Raw genomic sequence first — 20,652 nt, 5'->3', positions numbered from 1 at the left:
CACTATCAGCCGCGATTAAACGACTGGAGCACGCCAGTCATCGGAACCCGAAGTACCGGAGACTTCGTGGGTCCAGGTGATTTTGCGGTAGGTGAACTGCACTTCTTCCAGGTGGGTGAAGTGCGCGTTGCCTGGATCCTGGCAGTTGTGCATTTTGTTGTTGATGGCGACGATGATCGCGTCTTCCAGTTTGGTGGTGTAGTAATGCTCTTGGGTGCCTTGCGCCGAAGTGCGGTACCACTGGATAACGATTTCGCTCATGCGCTCGCCGGAAGTCAGCGCCGCTTGCAGCAGAGGCGAAGCCTTGTCGTAGACCTTGGTGATCACCACAGGCTTGTGCACGCGCTGACCGGTTGGCTGACCGGATTGCGGGTCACGCGGGATGATCACGTCGTGGGTGAACGCCTGAACCATCACCTGGTCTTCGTGGCCTTCTTGAAAGGTGTTGCCAACGGAATCGGCAGTAAATGCGCCGGCAGTGATCAGGCCTTGTTTTTCGCCAGTGACGGACATGTACGCGGGGGTTGCCATGGAATGCTCTCCTTGCTCAAAAGACACAAGCGACAGGCACCATTGCCTGTCCGTGCGAATTTGGATATATCAACTTTCATGCCAGTCATTACATTGCCATTGTTCATCAACAACTTGTGTAAACAACTTCAACAAAAGTAGCTATTGCAGCCAGGAAGAGTCGTCGTAAGTGCGCAACTTCTTGCGCAGTACTGCGCAAGAAGTTGCGCACTTGGCTGCACGCCCTGAACGGCGTGGCCTGTAGCGATTTTCAGGAATGTTTTCTGGAAACAACTGCGCAACTTCTTGCGCAGTTGCTAAAAAGCGTTTTCATCGTCAATCGACGAAAAATCTCCAGATAGCCTTACTCTCGTTGACGTTGCATCAACGCAGTTTTGCTGAATAGGCAAAACATCGCGCGTAAAGAAAAGCCAGGCAACTGCCTGGCTTTTCTGGTCAGCGGAAATAATGTAGTCAGTGCGAAGAAGCCGTCACATTCGCCCGCGCCGTGTGCAGCTTTTTATAGCTCTCGATCAAGCGCAAATGCCGATCCAGTCCTTCCAGCTTCATGCTCGTCGGCGTCAGGCCATGGAAGCGCACGCTGCCGTTGACCGAGCCAATCGCTGCATCCATACGCTCGTCACCGAACATGCGGCGGAAGTTGGCTTCGTAGTCTTCCAGTTGCAGATCCTCGTCCAACTCCATCTCTAACACTACGTTGACCGCTTGATAGAACAAGCCGCGCTCGACGGTGTTGTCGTTGTATTGCAGGAACGCTTCGACCAGGTCTTTAGCCTGTTCGTACTTCTGCAGCGCGAGGCAGATCAGCAGGCGCAGCTCCAGAATGGTCAGCTTGCCCCACGGCGTGTTGTCGTCGAACTCGACGCCGATCAGTGTGGTGATCTCGGTGTAATCGTCCTGCTCGCTGTTTTCCAGGCCTTGGGCGAGGTTGCGCAGGCCGACCTTGCTCAGGGTGTGCAGGTTGAGGATGTCGGCACGGAATTGCAGGGCTTTGTTGGTGTTGTCCCAGATCAGGTCTTCGACCGGGTAGATCTCCGAGTAGTCTGGCACCAGGATGCGACAGGCCTTGGCGCCGATGTGCTCGTAGACCGCCATATAGACTTCTTTGCCCATGTCTTCGAGGATGCCAAACAGCGTTGCAGCCTCTTCGGCGTTGGAGTTTTCGCCTTGGCCGGAGAAGTCCCACTCGACGAATTCGAAGTCCGGTTTGGCACTGAAGAAGCGCCACGACACCACACCGCTGGAATCGATGAAGTGCTCGACAAAGTTGTTCGGTTCAGTGACAGCCTGGCCGGAGAAGGTCGGTTGCGGCAAGTCATTGAGGCCTTCGAAACTGCGGCCCTGCAACAGTTCGGTGAGGCTGCGCTCCAGCGCCACTTCCAGGCTCGGGTGCGCGCCGAACGAGGCGAACACGCCGCCGGTGCGCGGGTTCATCAGGGTCACGCACATCACCGGGAATTCGCCGCCCAGCGACGCATCCTTGACCAGCACCGGGAAGCCCTGCTCTTCCAGGCCTTTGATGCCTGCGAGGATGCTCGGGTATTTCTCCAGCACTTCTTGCGGCACGTCCGGCAGGGCCATTTCGCCTTCAAGGATTTCGCGTTTGACCGCGCGCTCGAAGATCTCCGACAGGCACTGCACTTGCGCTTCGGCCAGGGTATTGCCGGCGCTCATGCCGTTGCTGAGGTAAAGGTTTTCGATCAGGTTGGACGGGAAGTACACCACTTCGTTGTCGGACTGGCGCACGAACGGCAGCGAGCAGATGCCACGCTGGGTGTTGCCGGAGTTGGTGTCGAACAGGTTCGAGCCACGCAATTCGCCGTCACGGTTGTAAATCTTCAGGGTGTATTCGTCGAGAATTTCGCTCGGCAACTCGTCCTTTGGCCCTGGCTTGAACCACTTCTCGTCCGGGTAATGCACGAACTCGGCGTTGGCGATTTCTTCGCCCCAGAACTGATCGTTGTAGAAGAAGTTGCAGTTCAGGCGCTCGATGAACTCGCCCAGCGCCGAGGCCAGTGCGCCTTCTTTGGTCGCGCCCTTGCCGTTGGTGAAGCACATTGGCGAATGCGCATCGCGAATGTGCAGCGACCAGACATTGGGCACGATGTTGCGCCACGAGGCGATTTCAATCTTCATGCCGAGGTCGGCGAGGATGCCCGACATGTTGGCGATGGTCTGCTCCAGCGGCAGGTCCTTGCCGGCGATGAAGGTGCCTGCGTCCGAACCGGCCACCGGCATCAACAAGGCCTGGGCATCGGCGTCGAGGTTGTCTACTTCTTCGATGATGAATTCCGGCCCAGTCTGCACAACCTTCTTCACCGTGCAGCGGTCGATGGAACGCAGGATGCCCAAACGATCCTTCTCGGAGATGTCCGCCGGTAATTCCACCTGGATCTTGAAGATCTGGTTGTAGCGGTTTTCCGGGTCGACGATGTTGTTCTGCGACAGGCGAATGTTTTCCGTCGGGATGTTGCGCGTGTCGCAGTACAACTTCACAAAGTACGCCGCACACAACGCCGAAGACGCCAGAAAGTAGTCGAACGGCCCCGGTGCCGAACCATCGCCCTTGTAGCGGATAGGCTGATCGGCGATCACCGTGAAGTCGTCGAACTTGGCTTCAAGTCGAAGGTTGTCGAGAAAATTGACCTTGATTTCCATGCGGGATTACCAGAATACGGCTAAACGAATGGCCGCCATTATCCGGTTTTTGCGCGGGAAGTCTTGCCCTTTCGGGATTGGCCGCTGATCGGCGCGCTGCACTTGGGGAGGCAAATCACGCGGGTTTCACTACGCTTTCAATGCAGTCCCCCAGAAGAATCTGAACATTGCGCCCGCGCCGTGGTTCTAGATTCAGAAGACAGCGGATCAAGGACGAGCACATGGACCTTTCCAGCTTTGCAGCCCCGCTTCCACCGCGCCAGAGCGCCGTCACCCGCCGCCTGGCCTTCGCGGTCGGTGCGCTGTTTGTCAGTGGCGTGATTGCTGCCGCCGTGGCCTTGCTCGGCATTGCCGAACGCCTCGACAACGACGAGATCAACAAAACCCGCTTCTATTCCGCTCGCGCGCTGGAAAACCGCATCACCGCCTCGAAAAACTACATTACCAGCTACGCCTACTGGACCACGGCCTACGAGCATTTGAGCGGTCAGGTCGACACCGACTGGGCCTACACCGAACAGAACCTCGGCAAGACCCTGTTCACCAGTGACGGCTATGACGGCGTGTTCGTGCTCAACCGTGAAGGCACCCGTTACGCGGTGGTGCGCGGGCAAATGGTCGCTGCCGAGTTGTCCGCGTTCGTGCAGGTGAGCGCCACGGAGTTACTCGATCAAGCGTTGGGCCAAGGTGATCTGACCAAGCCGGTCAGCCGCTATTCACTGTTCGAAGGCTGGCCGGCGCTGGTCTCGGCGGCAGCGATTATTCCCAACGATGAGCGACCACTCGGCGACCCGCAGAAAACTTCGGTGCTGGTGTTCGTCGACAAACTTACGCCGACCAAATTGCGTCTGATCGGCAGCGGTTACGGCTTGAACAACCTGACCCTGGCGCCGGACGAGACCATCGACCCGCAGCGCCCTCGGGTGCCACTGGACAACACCGGTTACAGCCTGATCGCCGATCTGGAGCGGCCCGGGCAACATTTATTGTGGTCATTGTTGCCGCCACTCGGCGCGACGATAGTGGTGCTAATGCTGCTGACCGCGTACTTCTTCCGCCACGCGTTGCGGTCATCGCAGTACGTCGATCAGAGTTTTGCTGTCATGCAGACTTCCAATCACGCACTGGAGAACGCCAACCGCGAACTGGAAGCCAGCGAAGAACGCTTTCGCGCGGTGGCCGAAGCCGCGTCGGACTGGATCTGGGAAGTCGACCGCACCCTGGCACTGACCTACCTTTCGGCACGCTTCAGCGCAGTGACCGGTTACCCGCAAACCCTCTGGCTGGGGCAAGACATCGGTCAACTTCTGTTGTGCGACACCACGCCTCTGGAACTGTGGCTGAGGAATCTCACCGAGCAAGACAGCGCCAGTGACTTGCGTTGCACCTACCGTGACCACGCCGGCCAGCAACGCCACTGCCGGCTCTCCGCCCGGCCGATCTTCGACAAGCACGCGGTCATCGGCTATCGCGGCACCGCCAGCGACATAACCGACGAAGTGGCAGCACATGCGCAAATCCAGCATCTGTCGATGCACGACGCCCTCACCGGCCTGCCCAATCGCAACAAACTCGCGCGTTATCTGGATGAAGCGCTGCTGCTCAAGGAGCACGCGCCGCCGCTGTCGTTGCTGATGATCGACCTCGACAACTTCAAGCCGATCAACGATTCGCTCGGCCACCCGGCCGGTGATGCAGTGCTGCAGGAAGTCGCCGTACGCCTGCGTGAATGCACTCGCGAACTGGACATCGTCGCGCGTCTGGGCGGCGATGAATTCATCGTGGTGCTTAATGGCATGGACAGTCATCACGAAATCGACAAGTTCTGCACCCGCCTGATCGCCAGCCTGCATCAACCGGTGGTCTTCGAGCAGCATCCGCTGCACATCGGCGCCAGCATCGGCATCGCGCTCAGCCGGCGCCACAGTTACGTGCCCAGCGACCTGATCCGTTACGCCGACATTGCCCTGTATCAGGCCAAATCCGAGGGCAAGAACACCTGGTGCTATTTCGAAGCGCACATGAGCGATCAGATCCAGACCCGCCGACAACTTGAGGATGACCTGCGCCATGCGCTAAAGCACAACGAATTCATCCTGCACTATCAGCCGCGCTACAAGATCGATGGCAAGCACATCGTTTCGGTCGAAGCGCTGGTGCGCTGGCAACATCCGACCAAAGGCCTGCTCGGCCCTGACCTGTTCATTCCGTTGGCGGAGCAAACCGATCTGATCGTTCCGCTGGGTCGCTGGGTATTGCGCGAAGCCTGCGAAACCGCGCTCGGCTGGCCGGAAGACATCCTGCTGTCGGTCAATCTGTCGCCGGCGCAATTTGCCCTCAGCGATGTGGTCGAGGATGTTCGCGAAGTGCTGGTACAGACCCGTTTCCCGGCCAGTCGCCTGGAACTGGAGATCACCGAGAACGTGATGCTCAACGACACCGACTGCGCGCTGACCACCATGAATGCCCTGAAGGAATTGGGTGTGCGCCTGAACATGGACGACTTCGGCACCGGTTACTCATCGCTCGGTTACCTGCGCGCTTACCCGTTTGACGGGATCAAGATCGACAAGCGCTTTATCGCCTCGATCAGCAGCGGCACTAACGATCGCGCGGTGGTGCAGGCGATCATCGGCCTGGGCAAGGCCATGGGCCTGACCGTGACTGCCGAAGGGGTCGAAACTGAAGAACAGCTGGATATTCTCGGGGTCGATCAATGCAATGAGGTGCAGGGTTACTTCATGAGCCGGCCGATCGACAAAGCAGCGTTTGCGCGGTTGCTGCAGGATTCCAGAGGTGCACAGTTGAAAGCGAAGACAGGTCGAGTGACCTGAACGGCTACAGGGCGGATCCATCGCTGTAGCCGTTTGCGGCGGGTTCAACCGTTTGATCGCCCCGTATCCCCGATGAACACATTGCCCGCATCCCGCACCAGTTGCCGCCACTCGGCGCTGGTGATCAGTCCCTGCTCCTCCATTTCATCGGCTGCCTTGAGCAGTTCGTCGTACTGCTCTTCCGGGTCCAGACGCATCTGCGATTGCGTCGCCAGCTTTCGCCATGCCGCCAGTTTTTCTTGTTTGCGCTGATCGAACATCGGGAATGATCTCGTGAGGGACTTCCCCGGTAGAAAGAAAGGTCAGCGCAGTGGTTCAGCGCAGTCGACGGATGGACTGTTTGCTTCGGATACACCACCGAACCCTGGAGTGAGCCTGCTCGCGATGGCGGATCGTCTGTGGCGGATGTGTTGGCTGACACACCGCTATCGCGAGCAGGCTCACTCCTACAGGGATTGTGGCAGTTTGTCAGAACTTCTCGGCCACGCGCCGGTATGGATAATCCGGATCCCGGTACTTGCCCGGTTTCTGCCGTTTGGGCAGCTCGATTTTCTCGCGTTTCACATCCTCATACGGAATGCGGCTGAGCACATCGGTGATGATGTTCAGCCGTGCGCGGCGCTTGTCGTTGGAGTCGGCCACCAGCCACGGCGCGTGTTCGGTGTCGGAGTGTTTAAACATTTCATCCCGCGCCCGTGAGTAGTCGTACCAGCGGCTGTAGGACTTCAAGTCCATGGGTGTCAGTTTCCAGGTCTTGCGACCATCGTTGATTCGCGCTTCGAGCCGGCGGGTCTGCTCTTCGGGGCTGACTTCCAGCCAGTACTTGAGCAGGATCACTCCGGACTGGACGATGGCGTGTTCAACCAAGGGAATCGATTTGAGAAATTTGTCAGCCTGCTCGTCGGTGCAGAAGCCCATCACCCGCTCGACACCGGCGCGGTTGTACCAGCTGCGATCGAAGATCACTATTTCGCCCGCTGCCGGCAGATAAGGCAGATAACGCTGCACATGCATCTGGCTTTTCTCGCGATCCGTCGGTGCCGGCAACGCCACCACGCGAAAGACACGCGTGCTGACGCGCTCGGTCAACGCCTTGATCGTGCCGCCCTTGCCGGCGCCATCGCGCCCTTCAAAAACAATGCAGACCTTAACGCCCTTGGCGATCACCCAGTCCTGCAACTTGACCAGTTCGACATGCAGTTTGCGCAACTGGTCGAGGTAATCCTTGTTTTTCAGCTTCAGACTTTCAGGCGCTGTGGCGGCCTTCTTTTTGCCTTTTGCCATGACCTTGGCCCTCTCCAATAAATGCAGAAACAGACTGTTGATTGACGGGATACACCAGACACGTGAGGTTAGTTCATGACGTGCTGTTTGCCATTGCCGGGCAAAAAGCAAAATTGCCATGTGTTTCCTTCGTTCTTTGTTGCGTCGCACTGTTCATTGCCCTGCCCTTGTCTGCCTGGAGTTTTCTCGATGCCCGCGTCCAAATCCCTGCCCGCCGCCCTGCTCGGTCTGGCTCTCGCCGGCCCGGCAATGGCCGAGACTCAAGGTCTGGAACTGGGGCAAGTGCTGATTTCGGCCGACGAGCAAAGCGGCTCAGACGCGAGCATTGAAGAGGCCAAAACCCGTCTTGAACAGGTCCCCGGCGGCACCAACGTGGTCGACATGCGTCAGCCGTTGCAGGGCCGCGTGGCGAGCAATCAGGATGTGCTGGCCTATCAGCCGGGCGTTTATGCGCAGTCGGCGGGCAACGAAGGCGTGAAGATCTCGGTGCGTGGCTCGGGCATTAACCGCGCGCCGGGCGCCCATGCGTCGGGGCTGTACACGATGCTTGACGGCCTGCCTCTGACTGGCCCGGGCGGCACGCCGTATGAATTGCTCGAACCGCTGTGGGTCGATCACGTTGAAGTGCTGCGCGGCGCCAACGGCTTTGATCGCGGTTCGCTGGCACTGGGCGGCGCCATCGATTACGTCAGCCACACCGGCTACAACGCGCCGAAACTGCAAGTGCGTTATGCCACCGGCAGCCACGGCTATCAGCAGCGCCAGGTCAGTTCTGGACAAGTGCTCGGCGATTTCGATTACTACGTGTCGCTGACTGATTCCAACGCCGACGGCTATCAGGATCACACCGCCAGCGAGAGCAAAGGCGTGATCGCCAATTTCGGCTATCGCTTCAACCCGAACCTGGAAACCCGCTTCTATATCCGTTACCGCGAGACCGACAACGACCTCGCCGGCCGCGTGACCAAGCACTCCATCGAGCACTCGCCTCGCGCGGCCAATCCGTCCTATGTGGCACGCGATGACAGCCGCAAGCAGCCGGGCAGCACGTTCATCGGCAACAAGACTACGTTCTATATCGACGACGACTCGAGCATCCAGACCGGCCTCGTCTATCACGATTACCCGATGGACCTGCGCGAAGGCCCGAACCGCTTGAAAGTCGCCTACACCGACGTCAGCGGCACCTTCGACTACAAGCGCCGCGACACGATTTTCGGCATGGAAAGCCGCAGCAACGTCGGCCTGCGCGTGACCAAACACCTGCCCAACGACGGCGCCAGCGAGTTCGTGCGCATCCCCACCGGCAACACCGCAAGCTACGTGCCGGGCACGCGCATGCGCAATTTCACCTATCAGGGTTCCGACACCGTTCTGCATTTTGGCAACGACCTGGAAATCGCCGACGACCTCTGGCTGACCACTGGCCTCGCCGCTATCTACACCCGCCGCGAAAGTGCCGTGACCTATCCGCAGAGCGGCGGCAAAACCAGCATGAACGACTGGGATTACGCGCCACGCCTCGGCCTGCGTTACCAGATCACCCCGGATCTGCAAGTGTTCGGCAACCTCAGCCGCTCGGTTGAGGCACCGCATCCGTGGTCGCTGATCTACAGCTCCAACGTTCGCTTTGCGCCCAGCAACGGCCCGGCGACCGGCACGCAGAAAGACCCGATCAAACTGCAGAACCAGACCGCGACCACACTGGAACTGGGTGGTCGTGGCGACAGCGCCGTCGGCGAATGGAGTCTGGCGTGGTACTACGCGCAAGTGCGGCATGAATTGTTGTCGGTGTTGCCAGATGCCGACGCCGTTACACCTTATGAGTTGAACGCCAGCCCGACCGTGCACCAAGGTGTCGAAGCGAGTCTCAACAGCCAACTCTGGTCTGCCGCCGATGGCCGCCAGTTGCGCCTGCGTCAGGCGTATACCTTCAGCGATTTCCACTATCGCGACGATGATCGTTTTGGCGATAATCGCCTGCCCGGCTTGCCGATGCATTACTACCAGGGCGAGTTGCGCTACGACTGGCCTCAGGGCTTCTTCGCCGCGGTCAACACGCAACTGGTCTCGAAAGTTGCCGTGGATTACGCCAACAGCTACTACGCCGATCCTTACGCATTGTTTGGCGCGACGCTGGGCTACAACGCGCCGAAGGGTGACTGGCAGACGTGGGTGGATATGCGCAACCTGACCAACAAACACTACGCGGCAACGGTCACACCGGGGTATGACGACAAAGGACTGGATGCCGCGCGGTCTACGCCGGGTGAAGGGATGGGGGTTTATGTCGGGGTGTCGTGGAGTTTGCTCTGACACCTAACCCTGTGGGAGCCAGCCTGCTGGCGATGGCGGCGTATCTGTTGCGAAGAAGCTAGCTGACCCACCGCCATCGCTTGCAGGCAAGCTCCCACAGTGATTTGCGCTGTACCCGAATTTTGTGATCTATACACAAACCTGTGGCAACAGGTTTGCCCGCAAAGGCGTCAGCCGAACACGCGTCGATGTAATTGTTCTATGCCCTGTTTCAGAACGAGTCACGGATGAAGACCATGGATACCCAACCAGAAAACCTGCTGGAAAAAAGCCTCAAACGCGCCGCCGACGAACCGGCACATCGTCCCGAGTTTTTCAATACCCTGTTGAACTCGAACGTTTACATCCTCGGCACCGCCGGAGAGGCAGACGGCCACGTCAATCTCCAAGCCGGCAGCAACATCAGCATTGCCCACTGGCAAAAACCGGACGGCACCCCGGTCATCCCGTTTTTCTCGTCACTGCAAACACTGCAACAGTCCATCGACAGCGAGCAGACCTACCTCGAAATACCCGCCCGATCGTTGTTCGAAATCACACTGGGCGCCCTGCTCTGCCTGAATCCGAAGTCGCCGTACGGCAAAGAGTTTTTCCCGCAAGAGGTGCAAAATTTGCTCGCCGATGCCGTTGGCCAGACCGCCACGCAACGCACGGTCGAGAAAGAAACCAACGTGTTGCTCGGTCAGCCCGCCGAATACCCATCTCAAATGATCCACTCGCTCACGCAGTTGCTCGTCAAACATTCCAATGTGAAGCGCGCGTTTCTGGCATTGATGCATGACACCTCGGTGGACGAAAAACCGCACTTGATCGTGGGCATTGAGGCGGACGGCGATATTGAGCGAGTTATGCGTGAGGCAGGCAATGTTGCCGGGGATACCGCGCCGCAGGGCGAGCCGGTTGATTTGTGCCGGGTGTCCCAAGGTGAGGCCGGCCTGAGTGATTACTTTCTCAGGGAAACCACGCCCTTCTATGAGCGCAAGTGGAGCCATAAACTGCGTTCTTTTCTGGGGTTTGGTAAAGCATGATTGAACATACACCGGGACCTTGGGTTCTGGACGAGACCGCCGAGGTCACCGGAACCCAACCCTCTCCAATGGCCGCCGAGTCAGGAAATGAATGAACTTCTCCGATGAAATGGCGGCCGCTTTTCCTGCGGGCAATCCGCTGCCCACACGCCTTCGCCAAGCACTTGAGTTGTTGGAAGAACATGGCTGCGTGCGCAGTCACCGCGATGGCACGCGCTACATGACGCTGCATCCGGACCCGGCACACAGCGATGTGGCAACAACCGCTTTTTACCTGCCAGGTTGTGCTGGATAAGTTGAAGAATCAAGCGCAGGGCCAAAACGGCGCCATGAGCGCTCGCCTCTTCGCGGGCTTGCCCGCGAAGTCGGAAACTCATTCAGCCTCGCAACCACTGAAGTGGCGCTGAATGAGCGGCGTGCACCTCTCACGCGCGCTTCGGCAGCTTCCAGTTCGGCCGAATGAAATGGCAGGTGTAGCCATTCGGAATACGCTCAAGGTAATCCTGATGCTCCGGCTCCGCTTCCCAGAACGGCCCCGCCGATTCGATTTCGGTCACCACCGGGCCCGGCCACAGTTTTGAGGCGTCGACGTCGGCCGCGGTGTCTTCAGCGACATCGCGCTGTTCTTCACTGAGGTAGTAAATCGCCGAACGATAGCTGCGCCCGAGGTCATTGCCCTGCCGGTTGGCTGTGCTCGGGTCGTGGATCTGGAAGAAGAACTCGAGGATCTGCCGATAGCTGATCACCGCAGGATCGAAAACGATTTCGATAGCTTCGGCGTGGTCACCATGGTTGCGATAAGTAGCGTTCGGCACGTCGCCGCCGGTGTAACCAACGCGAGTCTGCAACACGCCGGGATAGCGCCGCAGCAGATCCTGCATGCCCCAGAAGCAGCCGCCGGCGAGGATGGCGGTTTCGGTTTGAGTGGTCATGGGTTGTGGCTCCTCTCGGAAGTAGTACGCGAGTGTACTTTTACAGGTCAGTGATGAGTACCATAAACGCAGATTCCAGACCAAGGAAACGCTATGCCGCTGCTCACATGGGACCCTTTTGACCTTATTACTGCGCTAGGCGTGATTCCCGATCAGGACGGGCATGGAACATCCCATCAATACTTGATCGAACAGGGTTCTATCAGCCTGAAGCTGACGATCTGGCAATACGATTCGGATGTAGAGATTCAGGTCTGGGAAAGATCATTACCCAACCCCATTATCAAATACACAATGCTGGGCTGCCCCGGTATCCGTGTGATTGACGATAAACGCGGGAAATTTGTTGAATTCGCCGCGTCGGACACCTTCACCGGGCGATATGACGGTTACTCAGTCATTCCCTTTGGCCTGAGATTGTGGGTGGATCCACAGATTTTTCTGGAGCCGTTCAGCTATCCAGCGGCCTAGGTTCAACAGCGTTTAAATACGCCTGGTGCAAGTCGGCCTTCAGTATCCCTCAAGGCTGGCGATAACCTGTTCGGTGGTTCAGTCGGGCGTGGGCATTTTCGCACTGATTCACCCGCCAATCCTCTATTGATCATGGACTCTCCAATGCTCCACCGTATCCACGCCGATTATCACCAGGCGAAATGCAACCGTAGCGCCTGCGCCTGGCTGTTTATCGACGGCATCCCCATCGAGCAATGGCTCAACGAGCATCTCGAATATCCCGACCTCGACTTGAATGGTTTGTCGTTGATGTGGTTGCTGGACGAGGAAGAAGACGCCCTCGCCCAACGCCGTTTCGCGCCTGCAGAACACGGTTCGTCCACGCTTGTACCGCTGCTGGTCTGCAGCGATGACATGAACTTCGATTGCTTTGTGCTGATGACCGAACAGGTGATCGATGGCGACACTTTGCACTGGCGTCGGTTTGGTTTGAGCGTTTCCAGCGGCCTGGAAGTCGGCATCAGCACGCGGTGGGACGCCGATAGCCGCCCGGCCAGTTTTTCCCTGGCACAGTTTCGCGGCGCGCTGGAGGATTTGTACAGGCTGATGAAAGCCGGGGGCGCCGAGTAACGGATAGGGCTTGCCAGCCTTTCCGCGTCACCACCGCCCAACACGTCCGGACATCACTGCCCGACAACCGCCGCCGCTCCCGCCCCACGCGGCCCCGACCTGAATCCGTGCCCCCTTGCGGCGAACGCAATGGCAAACCCCACATTCACCAACACCACCATCGCCCAGGGAAACGAGGCAACGCCCCATCGATCCAGCAACACCCCGCCGACCACTCCGCTACCGGCAATCGCGCTGTTCCACGCCACCACATTCAACGACAGCGCGACATCGGCGCCATCACCGGCGGCATCTGCCAGCGCTGTCTGCAACAGCGTCGCCGCACCGCCAAAACTCAATCCCCACACCAACACGCCCAGATAAATCACCTCCGGCACCCGTCCGTAAAAGCCGAACCCTACGCACACCAGTGCAAACGTGGCCAGACTCACCAGAACGGTCTTGCGCAACAGCGGCTCAACCAGTTTCGCCGTCAGCCAGATCCCCGCCAACGCCGCGAGACCAAACACCAACAACACCAGATCCACGCGATCCGCCAGCCCCGCCGGAGCCACAAACGGCGCGATGTAGGTGTAGAGAATGTTGTGCGCCAGCATCCAGCTGATCACCACCGCCAGCACCGGCCGCACACCCGGCGTGGTCAACACGCGGCGCAACGACAGACGCTGATGCGCAGGCTGCGGCGGATAATCCGGCACCTTCACCATCACCCAGACGATCAGCATCAAGGTCAGGGCCGACATCAGCCCAAACGTCGTGCGCCACCCGACGAGGCCACCCAGCCAAGTGCCGAGCGGCACGCCCAGTGACAAGGCAATCGGCGTACCGACCATGGCCAGCGCCAACGCCTTGCCCTGCTGATCCGACTCGACCATTCGCCGTGCATAACCGGCCAACAAACTCCACGCCAAGCCTGCCGCCACTCCCGCGAAGAAGCGCGCCACCAGCGTCACGCCATAGTGCGACGACAACGCCGTAATCGAGTTGAACAACAGAAAACCAACAATCGTCAGCAACAACACATTGCGCCGACGCCAGCCGCGCGTGGCGATGGTCATCGGGATCACCGCCAGCACCGAGCCCAGCGCGTACGCGGTGACCATTTGCCCGGCCATGGAAGGCGAAATTGCCAGGCCATCGCTGATCAGCGGCAACAGCCCGGCGGGCAAGGTTTCGGTAACGATGCAGATAAAACCGGTCATGGCCAGCGCCAGCAAGGCGCCGATGGGCAAGCGTTTGGGCGCTGCCGATAGAGTCATTGAAGGTGTCACGGGAAACTCCTTGAGCGCAGAATGTCAGACTTGAATACCGATCGATATAAAATACTGGCGGCAGCCGAGGCAAGTTGTCAACGACTTATGTATCGACTAGTATCCAAATCACTTTCCGAGGAGCTTCAGCTATGGCCAGAACCGGTCGCCCCCGCGCTTTCGATCGCGACGACGCCGTTGACCAGGCGATGCAATTGTTCTGGCAACACGGCTACGACTCGACCTCCCTCGCCCTGTTGAAGGCGCAGTTGGGCGGCGGCATCTCCGCGCCAAGCTTCTACGCCGCGTTCGGCTCCAAAGAAGCCCTGTTCGACGAATGCGTGCAGCGTTACCTGACGACCTTCGCCCAGGTCATCGAATGCCTGTGGGACGCAACCCTGCCGCCACGCCAAGCCATCGAGACCGCGCTGCGCCAGTCGGCACGCATGCAATGCGACGACGGCCACCCCAAAGGCTGCATGGTCACCCTCGGCGTCATGAGCGCCCCGAGCCCGGAAAACGCCCACGTCGCTCAAGCCCTCACCCACTCCCGCGCCCGAACCCGCGCGGGGATTGTGGCGTGTGTCGAGCGTGGTGTGAGTGAAGGAATGTTAGCGGAGGACACGAACGGAGCCGCCATGGCGACGGTGTTCGACAGTTTCTTGCAGGGGATTTCCATCCTTGCTCGGGATGACACGTCGATTGAGAGTATTGATGCGGCGATTACGCAGGTGATGCGCACGTGGGATTTGATGGCGAAGAGTTGACGTCTACGTTGCACCCACCTAATCTGCGCCCATCTCGCCCAAGGCAGTAAGCGGTCCTAACCATCCAGGACACGCCAAACCCTTGGGCGTTTTTTTATCAAAAAAATGCAGGCCTAAAGCGGATGATCTGCGAGCCTCACTCGTAAAACTTCCCAGCCAACAAAATCTCCGCGCACCGTTGCCAGACATTAGAAACGGCAGCATCCGCCTGAGCATTCCTCGAAGTAGCCATCGCCCAAGCAGCCGCAGCATCAAGAAACGTATCGACCGATCCATTTTCCCAGCCTAACGCACCCGCCTGATAAGCAGACGATGGTGTCGTCTTCTCCAGTGCCCGCTCACGGGAGAAATCAGCGCCCAACGCCGCGACGAAATCGATGAACGATTGCTCATCGGTGACACGTTCCAGCAACTCATCAAGATCTACAGACATAGCCATCCTTGCGTTGAAAGGTTAGTGCCGAGCAGCACGCGATAATCACAAGATGCCCCATCGCTAAGCGACCACCTCAACATAACTCGATTCCCCGCCCCCTCGGCCCCCGACAACCAACCCCACACAAACCGCAACGTCGTCCGCCCCGTCTCATCAACCCCCACCACGCCCCGCGACCAACCCGCGCGAATCTCGCCATCCGTGGTGATGCACTGATAAAGCAGCTCGATACTATCCGGCCCGGTCACCCGCCCAACCTGGTTGCCCATGCGAATATGCCCACCCGCATAAGTCCCCCAAACCGCCGCGCCTTCGACGAAGTATTCAAACACCGTGCGTGCATCGGACAAGCCCTGAGCGTTATTCGCCACGGAAAACCGACGGTTGTGCAAACGCTCGATGACTTGCGAAAAAGCAGATTCCATAACCACACATCCTTAGTCGAGAAGATCCATTCCAGCCTGCGGGCATCCTAATCCATTACCTCCGCGCAGCAAGGCTCTACAGGCGTTTTCTGCCAACCCAACCGCACAGCCACGTTTGACGGTCCTACCCGCCCCACCTAGTCTGCCCAGAGCACCCTTACAGCCAAAACCGAGTTCACGAGAGACAAGATGAGCAACTTCCCAATCGTCGCCACCGTTCTCTCGATGATCCTCGGGCTCTCCGTCACCCGTCTGCTGCTCGGCGTATTAACGGTGTTCCGCATCCGCCGATTAGCCAAGCCAGACTGGGTGGCACTGGTCTGGGCGGTGATGCTGTTTACCATGCAGCTGCAGTTCTGGTGGGCCGTCAACGCACTGTCGGCGGTGAAACAGACCTTCTCGTTTCTCGAATTTCTACTGTTGGTGATGCTGACACTGTCGCTATTTGTCACCGCGGCGTTGTTGCTGCCGAGCCGTAGTGAGGATGAGCAGAACGGGTTGCGCGTGTATTTCGACCAGGACGGGCGCTATGCATTGCTGTCGCTATCCACGTACCTGTGCCTGGGGCTGATCGTCAATGTCACGTTGTTTGAGGCATCACCGTTAGCGCTTTGGGGTTTGCTGGATGTGATCATGATTGTGTTGCCGATTGGCGCGTTTTTGGCGCGGTCGCGTAAAGCGTCTGCGGTGATTACGCTGATTTATGTGCCGATTAATGTGATCGACATGCTGATTTCGCTGGCGAATTGACTCCCATCTGTAGCGAGAGGACTTGCCCCCGATGGATCGCGAAACGGTTCCCGCTCATCCAGTCCACAAAGACATCGCAAAAACAGCTCTAACTGCCATGTTGAAGCGATTCCTGGACTTTGTTTAAAGACACCCAAAGTTACGCCATCCCAACCTACAACGCCTTGCGCCGTTGCCTACGACTACGCCAGAATCCGCCGGCTTGTGCGCCTTGGATGCGGGTTCTATTGTGGTTCGGTCACTGAATAGCAGTGATCGGGTTTGGTAGCCCGTGTATACAAGGTGCGCAATTTCACTATTGGCGAAAGTCTTCGCCTGGCTTTTATGGTGGTCATGCGCAGGGCGCTTTCGAGCGCGCCGGTTTTCCTTGTGTCCCGGTCTACCAACCTGTGCATGGCCGCCACCCATCGTTTGGTAGCGAGTGGGTGATGGCTCCTTTTAAGCGACACAAGGGAGTTACATCATGTTCAAGATCACACCGAATCCACCAGAAACCGATCCAATCGCAGGCGACGAATCCCCAGACGCCAAGAAATTCAACGAAGCCGTCGACCGCGCCCTCTCGCATTACCTCGGCCCTGCCCCGGAAATCATGCTCACCCCGTACCAAACCAACAAGATGTTTATCGCCAACCCGAACACCAAAACTGAGGAATTGCTGGTGAATGCCAGCGAATCACTCGGCTCGGCCTCGGTGATGCTTGGGGATGTGATCGGGCTGGTGCAGGGGCCGGCGCGCAAGACACTGCAAGGCATTGCGCAGGTGGTAATGCTTGGGGAGTTGGCGGTGAATCGGGCGTTGGATAACGTGGTGCCGACGGAGTAACGAAGTCCCCTCCATTGCGGCAGTTGATCTGTCGCCATGGAGGGATCAGCCGAAAAAACCAAAGGGGGACGCTCCCGCTTTCTGGCCAGTCTTCATACCTCCAGTACCTCGTTCTGTTTGCTCGCCCCTTCACTCCGTATGGTCCGCGCCCGGTCTTTTATGCCAAACTTCGACTGACGTAATTTCTACAAGGATGTTTGAGATGTCGGGAAAACCTGCAGCTCGTATTACTGATCCCACTTCCTGCCCTCTGCCTGGGCATGGGGTCAATCCAATAGCCTCTGGATCTCCAGATGTTTTCTTCGACGGATTAGCCGCCGCACGACAAACAGACAAAAGCGCATGCGGAAGCGCAATTGTCGGAGACGTCGCCTCTACGGTTCTCATCAATGGCTTGCCTGCTGCAACCGTGGGTAGCACCGGCGCCCACGGCAATAATGTCATCGGCGGTTCCGGCACAATCATAATCGGCAACTCCCACACGCCCGCTCCATTTACACCACCACTGCCATTAGTCCTGCCAAATACCTTCGGTCAATCATTCAGCGTTCTTAACAGCGAAACGGGCGAGCCATTGGCGCTTAGGGATTATGTTGCCACCGTTGACGGAGTGACGATTACGGGCGTGACGGACGCGAGTGGCGTAGCTCATATTAAAGCCCCATCGAAAGACTCAAAAATCTCACTGCATATCAAGTTCAGTGCGCCAGCAAGAACGCTTGACGAACTATCGGAGGGGCAGTAATGGCCGAAAATTTTTCAACGAAAGCAACTGCTCAAAAAATAAAGCCCGGTGAGTTCATGTGCCCCATCCCCGTGAAAGTGGATGATCGAGCGGCGACACGGGAAGCCATCATTAAAAACATCCGCTCATCGGGAGGCACCTTTACTGAGCGCTCTAGCTGGGGGGCAGCCAAGGCCAAGCCTGACATGGAGATGGATTGGGACTATTCAATGATTGCGCTGCATCATGCCGGTCGCTCATATGAATGCACCCCGGGCGGCGTTAAACAAATGAAGGGTGTTCAATCTCATCACATGGGCAACGGATTTGATGACATTGGCTATCACTATGCGATTGCTTGTGACGGAGCGGTTCTTGAAGGTCGTGACATTAGATTTTTAGGATCAAACGTTCATCTCTTCAATACAGGCGTAATCGGTATTGTGCTTCTGGAGAACTTGACTACCGCAGAGGAAGGCGGAGACATAGTAGCGAAAGGTAGGGAAACACTGGAGTACTTCGGGGTCAGCACAACAAACGTCATTCCTGCGACACAAATTGATTCGCTGCTGCGTTTGATCGATGTTTTGAAGGGGGTTTTTGTCATTAAAAACTTTGGTGGCCATCGTGAATACCCTGGCCAAGTGAGCGAAGGGAAAATCTGCCCCGGCAATATTGGTATGGAGCTTGTCAGAAACATCCGTACCAAGACCGGACTTTTACCGCCACCGAAGCCAGGTGCGGAATGAAATATTTCATACTCGCTATTTTAACGTCGCTGCTACTCATTCTGAATATTGGCTTCTACAACGAAGTCTCTGATGCCGAGGTCAATAGAATATTTTTCATTAAAAAGCATCCAACATTTCGAGTGCAGTTTTTTAACATTCACGCCAATGATGGCAATCATCGACGCATAGAAAAACTAACGAGCGAGCAGAGACAAGACATCATAGATTATTGCAAATACAGATTAGGTATCGACTCAGATGTTACGACCCAAGCCGATATCGAAACGTGTGCGAAGAGGTAGGACGAAAAAAACTGAGGTTAAGGAAATACTTGGGACAGACCAATTTAGATAAATCATGAACTGCCCCCCGTTATTTTACTTCTTTAGGCCGGCGATGCTAGCCATGAAGTATTCGGCCACTGCTCACCGTTGATATGGACCCAGCCCAGATGCTGGAGAACCGGAAGAACGTATGTGATCCAGCGAGTCTCACCATTGGCTCCTCGGCAAACGTCGCAGAGACCTCCTAGCGGTGGCTCAAGATTGCTTGAGCGTATCAACGAGGGTCGGTCTGCACTGGAATTCGCTTCGTACATGTGAGTCAGCGTTCTCGTAAAGGCATGCAGAGGTAGTTGCATTTCAGTCCCACCCTGGGTTTCAACGTACAACGCGTCGTCTTGGTATCGTAAAACCGAGAACTGGCGGGAGCGTATTCTGTCGGGGGTCAAGAGTGTGGTGCCGCTGATGAGGGCTTGAAGTTGCGTGGATAGAGTGATGTGGAGGGTGTCGAAATTCATGATTTGCTACCGAAGATGAACCTCTAGCTTGCCTAGGTTAAATGATTTTTCCAAGGGCTTATGTAAGGTTTAAATCGATTTTCTGAATTCGAGTTTGACAGCCTCGGCAAACCGGCCCCCTCATTTTTCCATGTCTTGCGCAATGGATAGACATAGTCATTTTTACGGTCCTAACTGATCGCTTTAAGTCGACTGATTTTAGCCACAAGCGAAATAAATCACCTCAGAATTACAGGTTTCTCCAATGTCCGCCTTTCGCCAAAATCTGAACTAGCACCGACTTCTCACAACCCAGTCCCAAAAAACGGCTGCCCCCCCTAATTACACAGACTCCTCACCCCTTCTTCCTAAACAATTTATTCAAGTAATACCTCAAACTCCACCGATCCTTCGGCCGCGGCTTATAGTGCGTTTTATTCCTCTGACCCGGCTCCCCACCCACCCCACTCGCCGTGTAGTAATAAAGCGCAATCGATCGCCGAGTGATGCCTTCCGGCGTAGTCAACGGCTCCGGATGCCCGTGATTGCTGTCCTTATCCGTATTAAAAATCACACAGCGGTTATAAACCGGCAGCACCTTCTTCAGGCATTTCTTCATGCCCACATCCCAAAGCTCCAGGTTGCCGCCGTACGCCTCCTGCCAGTCCTCGGTCAGGTAAATGATCACGTTCAGCCGACGCTCAACATTGAGCTTTTTGTTCAGCCGAAAATCCGAGTGCACGCCGAGGAAGCCGCCGGTTTTGGTTTCGTGCAGGCCGCCGCCGGTGAAGTAAGGATCGGGGATCAGCCCATGAATGCCGGTGAGTTTTTCGAGGAATTCCAGCATCGGCGCGGAGTTGAAGGTGTTGAATACGTTCTTCAGGTACGGGCTGCAGGCGTTGGGGCTGATCTGGCGTTTGAGTTGGCCTTTGTAGCCGCGCTCGTAGATTTGTTCGTTGTTGGTCGGTTCGACCGGGAAGTGTTCGCGGATGCTGGCGATGACGTCGGCTTGCAGGAAGTTGTCGATGACGATGTGCGGGAATGGCGTGGCCTGGGTGTATTCGTGGGTCAGCGATTCGCCGAAAGCGCTGGCGGCGGTTTGGTCGAAGTCGAGTTCGGGGGACAGGCTGATGGGGAGTGTTTGCGTGTTGGCTTGCATTGCCGCTCCAATTGACTTGAATGCTTTCAGGTGTCGGTAAACAAGGCTGGGCGCTCGGCGCGGTGCCTTGATTTTTTTGCTGAGTACAGTTGCGAGCAGGTTGCCATGTCGGCCATGGCCTGCCGAGTGCCCGTTGCGTA

At 57.2% G+C, this 20,652-nt stretch carries 19 protein-coding genes and 1 pseudogene; 11 read left to right on the top strand and 9 right to left on the bottom strand.

All coding sequences use genetic code 11. The features are described from left to right. Window positions 1-15: 15 nt before the first annotated feature. Both AB4O01_RS03875 and AB4O01_RS03870 read right to left on the bottom strand, forming a co-directional pair. Window positions 16-531 (bottom strand): Hcp family type VI secretion system effector, encoded by a 516-nt coding sequence (locus AB4O01_RS03875; RefSeq protein ID WP_008084998.1) that lies wholly within the window; start codon window positions 529-531, stop codon window positions 16-18. A 453-nt stretch (window positions 532-984) separates the two neighbouring features. Next, window positions 985-3,189 carry an OsmC domain/YcaO domain-containing protein gene (locus AB4O01_RS03870; protein WP_186624328.1) on the bottom strand — a complete coding sequence of 735 codons (2,205 nt, stop codon included), beginning with the start codon at window positions 3,187-3,189 and terminating at the stop codon, window positions 985-987. A 221-nt stretch (window positions 3,190-3,410) separates the two neighbouring features. Here AB4O01_RS03870 and AB4O01_RS03865 point away from each other — a divergent pair, with 221 nt between their 5' ends. Then, window positions 3,411-6,023: a bifunctional diguanylate cyclase/phosphodiesterase gene (locus tag AB4O01_RS03865; protein ID WP_460090739.1), complete on the top strand. Its 2,613-nt coding sequence runs from the start codon at window positions 3,411-3,413 to the stop codon at window positions 6,021-6,023. Between the two features lie 44 nt (window positions 6,024-6,067). On the opposite strand, the gene AB4O01_RS03860 is transcribed toward AB4O01_RS03865, so the two are convergent. Next, window positions 6,068-6,283, bottom strand: a complete 216-nt coding sequence (locus AB4O01_RS03860; RefSeq protein ID WP_093433233.1) for a hypothetical protein — start codon at window positions 6,281-6,283, stop codon at window positions 6,068-6,070. 208 nt (window positions 6,284-6,491) lie between these two features. Further along, window positions 6,492-7,307: a polyphosphate kinase 2 gene (gene ppk2 / locus AB4O01_RS03855; RefSeq protein WP_186624330.1), complete on the bottom strand. Its 816-nt coding sequence runs from the start codon at window positions 7,305-7,307 to the stop codon at window positions 6,492-6,494. Between the two features lie 189 nt (window positions 7,308-7,496). Here ppk2 and AB4O01_RS03850 point away from each other — a divergent pair, with 189 nt between their 5' ends. The 3 genes from AB4O01_RS03850 (at window position 7,497) to AB4O01_RS03840 (ending at window position 10,946) form a co-directional block, all read left to right on the top strand. Then, complete coding sequence (locus tag AB4O01_RS03850; protein ID WP_460090737.1) at window positions 7,497-9,623, top strand: TonB-dependent receptor family protein; 2,127 nt, start codon at window positions 7,497-7,499, stop codon at window positions 9,621-9,623. A gap of 236 nt (window positions 9,624-9,859) precedes the next feature. Continuing rightward, a complete protein-coding gene (gene sseB / locus AB4O01_RS03845; RefSeq protein WP_460090736.1) occupies window positions 9,860-10,651 on the top strand; it encodes an enhanced serine sensitivity protein SseB in 792 nt (263 codons plus the stop codon). Window positions 10,652-10,742: 91 nt separating this feature from the next. Beyond that, a complete protein-coding gene (locus AB4O01_RS03840; RefSeq protein WP_460090735.1) occupies window positions 10,743-10,946 on the top strand; it encodes a hypothetical protein in 204 nt (67 codons plus the stop codon). A gap of 130 nt (window positions 10,947-11,076) precedes the next feature. Here the strand turns inward: AB4O01_RS03840 and msrA are convergent, their stop codons facing one another. Then, the gene (msrA, locus tag AB4O01_RS03835) at window positions 11,077-11,583 is read right to left on the bottom strand and encodes a peptide-methionine (S)-S-oxide reductase MsrA (protein ID WP_460090734.1); all 507 of its coding nucleotides are present in this window, start codon (window positions 11,581-11,583) and stop codon (window positions 11,077-11,079) included. A gap of 93 nt (window positions 11,584-11,676) precedes the next feature. Here msrA and AB4O01_RS03830 point away from each other — a divergent pair, with 93 nt between their 5' ends. Together AB4O01_RS03830 and AB4O01_RS03825 are read left to right on the top strand one after the other, a co-directional pair. Next, window positions 11,677-12,054 carry a hypothetical protein gene (locus AB4O01_RS03830; RefSeq protein WP_460090733.1) on the top strand — a complete coding sequence of 126 codons (378 nt, stop codon included), beginning with the start codon at window positions 11,677-11,679 and terminating at the stop codon, window positions 12,052-12,054. Window positions 12,055-12,198: 144 nt separating this feature from the next. Further along, a complete protein-coding gene (locus tag AB4O01_RS03825; protein WP_099758969.1) occupies window positions 12,199-12,666 on the top strand; it encodes a hypothetical protein in 468 nt (155 codons plus the stop codon). 53 nt (window positions 12,667-12,719) lie between these two features. Here AB4O01_RS03825 and AB4O01_RS03820 read toward each other — a convergent pair whose 3' ends face one another. Next, the gene (locus tag AB4O01_RS03820; RefSeq protein WP_460090732.1) at window positions 12,720-13,937 is read right to left on the bottom strand and encodes an MFS transporter; all 1,218 of its coding nucleotides are present in this window, start codon (window positions 13,935-13,937) and stop codon (window positions 12,720-12,722) included. Window positions 13,938-14,068: 131 nt separating this feature from the next. On the opposite strand from AB4O01_RS03820, the gene AB4O01_RS03815 reads away from it, so the two are divergent. After that, window positions 14,069-14,683, top strand: coding sequence for a TetR/AcrR family transcriptional regulator (locus AB4O01_RS03815; protein ID WP_460090731.1), 615 nt, complete (start codon window positions 14,069-14,071; stop codon window positions 14,681-14,683). Between the two features lie 136 nt (window positions 14,684-14,819). Here AB4O01_RS03815 and AB4O01_RS03810 read toward each other — a convergent pair whose 3' ends face one another. After that, the gene (locus AB4O01_RS03810; protein ID WP_202894562.1) at window positions 14,820-15,116 is read right to left on the bottom strand and encodes a DUF7660 family protein; all 297 of its coding nucleotides are present in this window, start codon (window positions 15,114-15,116) and stop codon (window positions 14,820-14,822) included. Window positions 15,117-15,179: 63 nt separating this feature from the next. Continuing rightward, window positions 15,180-15,544: pseudogene (locus tag AB4O01_RS03805) on the bottom strand (hypothetical protein). A 189-nt stretch (window positions 15,545-15,733) separates the two neighbouring features. Between AB4O01_RS03805 and AB4O01_RS03800 the strand changes: the two are divergent. From AB4O01_RS03800 to AB4O01_RS03785, 4 genes are all read left to right on the top strand, one after another. Beyond that, window positions 15,734-16,294, top strand: a complete 561-nt coding sequence (locus AB4O01_RS03800) for a hypothetical protein (protein ID WP_460090730.1) — start codon at window positions 15,734-15,736, stop codon at window positions 16,292-16,294. Between the two features lie 463 nt (window positions 16,295-16,757). Next, window positions 16,758-17,120, top strand: a complete 363-nt coding sequence (locus AB4O01_RS03795; RefSeq protein ID WP_095111968.1) for a DUF6124 family protein — start codon at window positions 16,758-16,760, stop codon at window positions 17,118-17,120. Between the two features lie 202 nt (window positions 17,121-17,322). Next, entirely contained in the window at window positions 17,323-17,865 is a 543-nt protein-coding gene (locus tag AB4O01_RS03790) for a PAAR domain-containing protein (protein WP_186625719.1), read from the top strand. Then, entirely contained in the window at window positions 17,865-18,593 is a 729-nt protein-coding gene (locus AB4O01_RS03785) for an N-acetylmuramoyl-L-alanine amidase (RefSeq protein ID WP_460090729.1), read from the top strand. Before AB4O01_RS03790 ends, AB4O01_RS03785 begins: the two co-directional genes overlap by 1 nt. A gap of 1,115 nt (window positions 18,594-19,708) precedes the next feature. Here the strand turns inward: AB4O01_RS03785 and AB4O01_RS03780 are convergent. Further along, window positions 19,709-20,512 carry a 2OG-Fe(II) oxygenase gene (locus tag AB4O01_RS03780; RefSeq protein WP_460090728.1) on the bottom strand — a complete coding sequence of 268 codons (804 nt, stop codon included), beginning with the start codon at window positions 20,510-20,512 and terminating at the stop codon, window positions 19,709-19,711. Window positions 20,513-20,652 lie beyond the last annotated feature (140 nt).

The organism is Pseudomonas sp. S2_E02, assembly GCF_054668355.1.
This window is presented reverse-complemented; position numbering and strand designations above follow the sequence as displayed.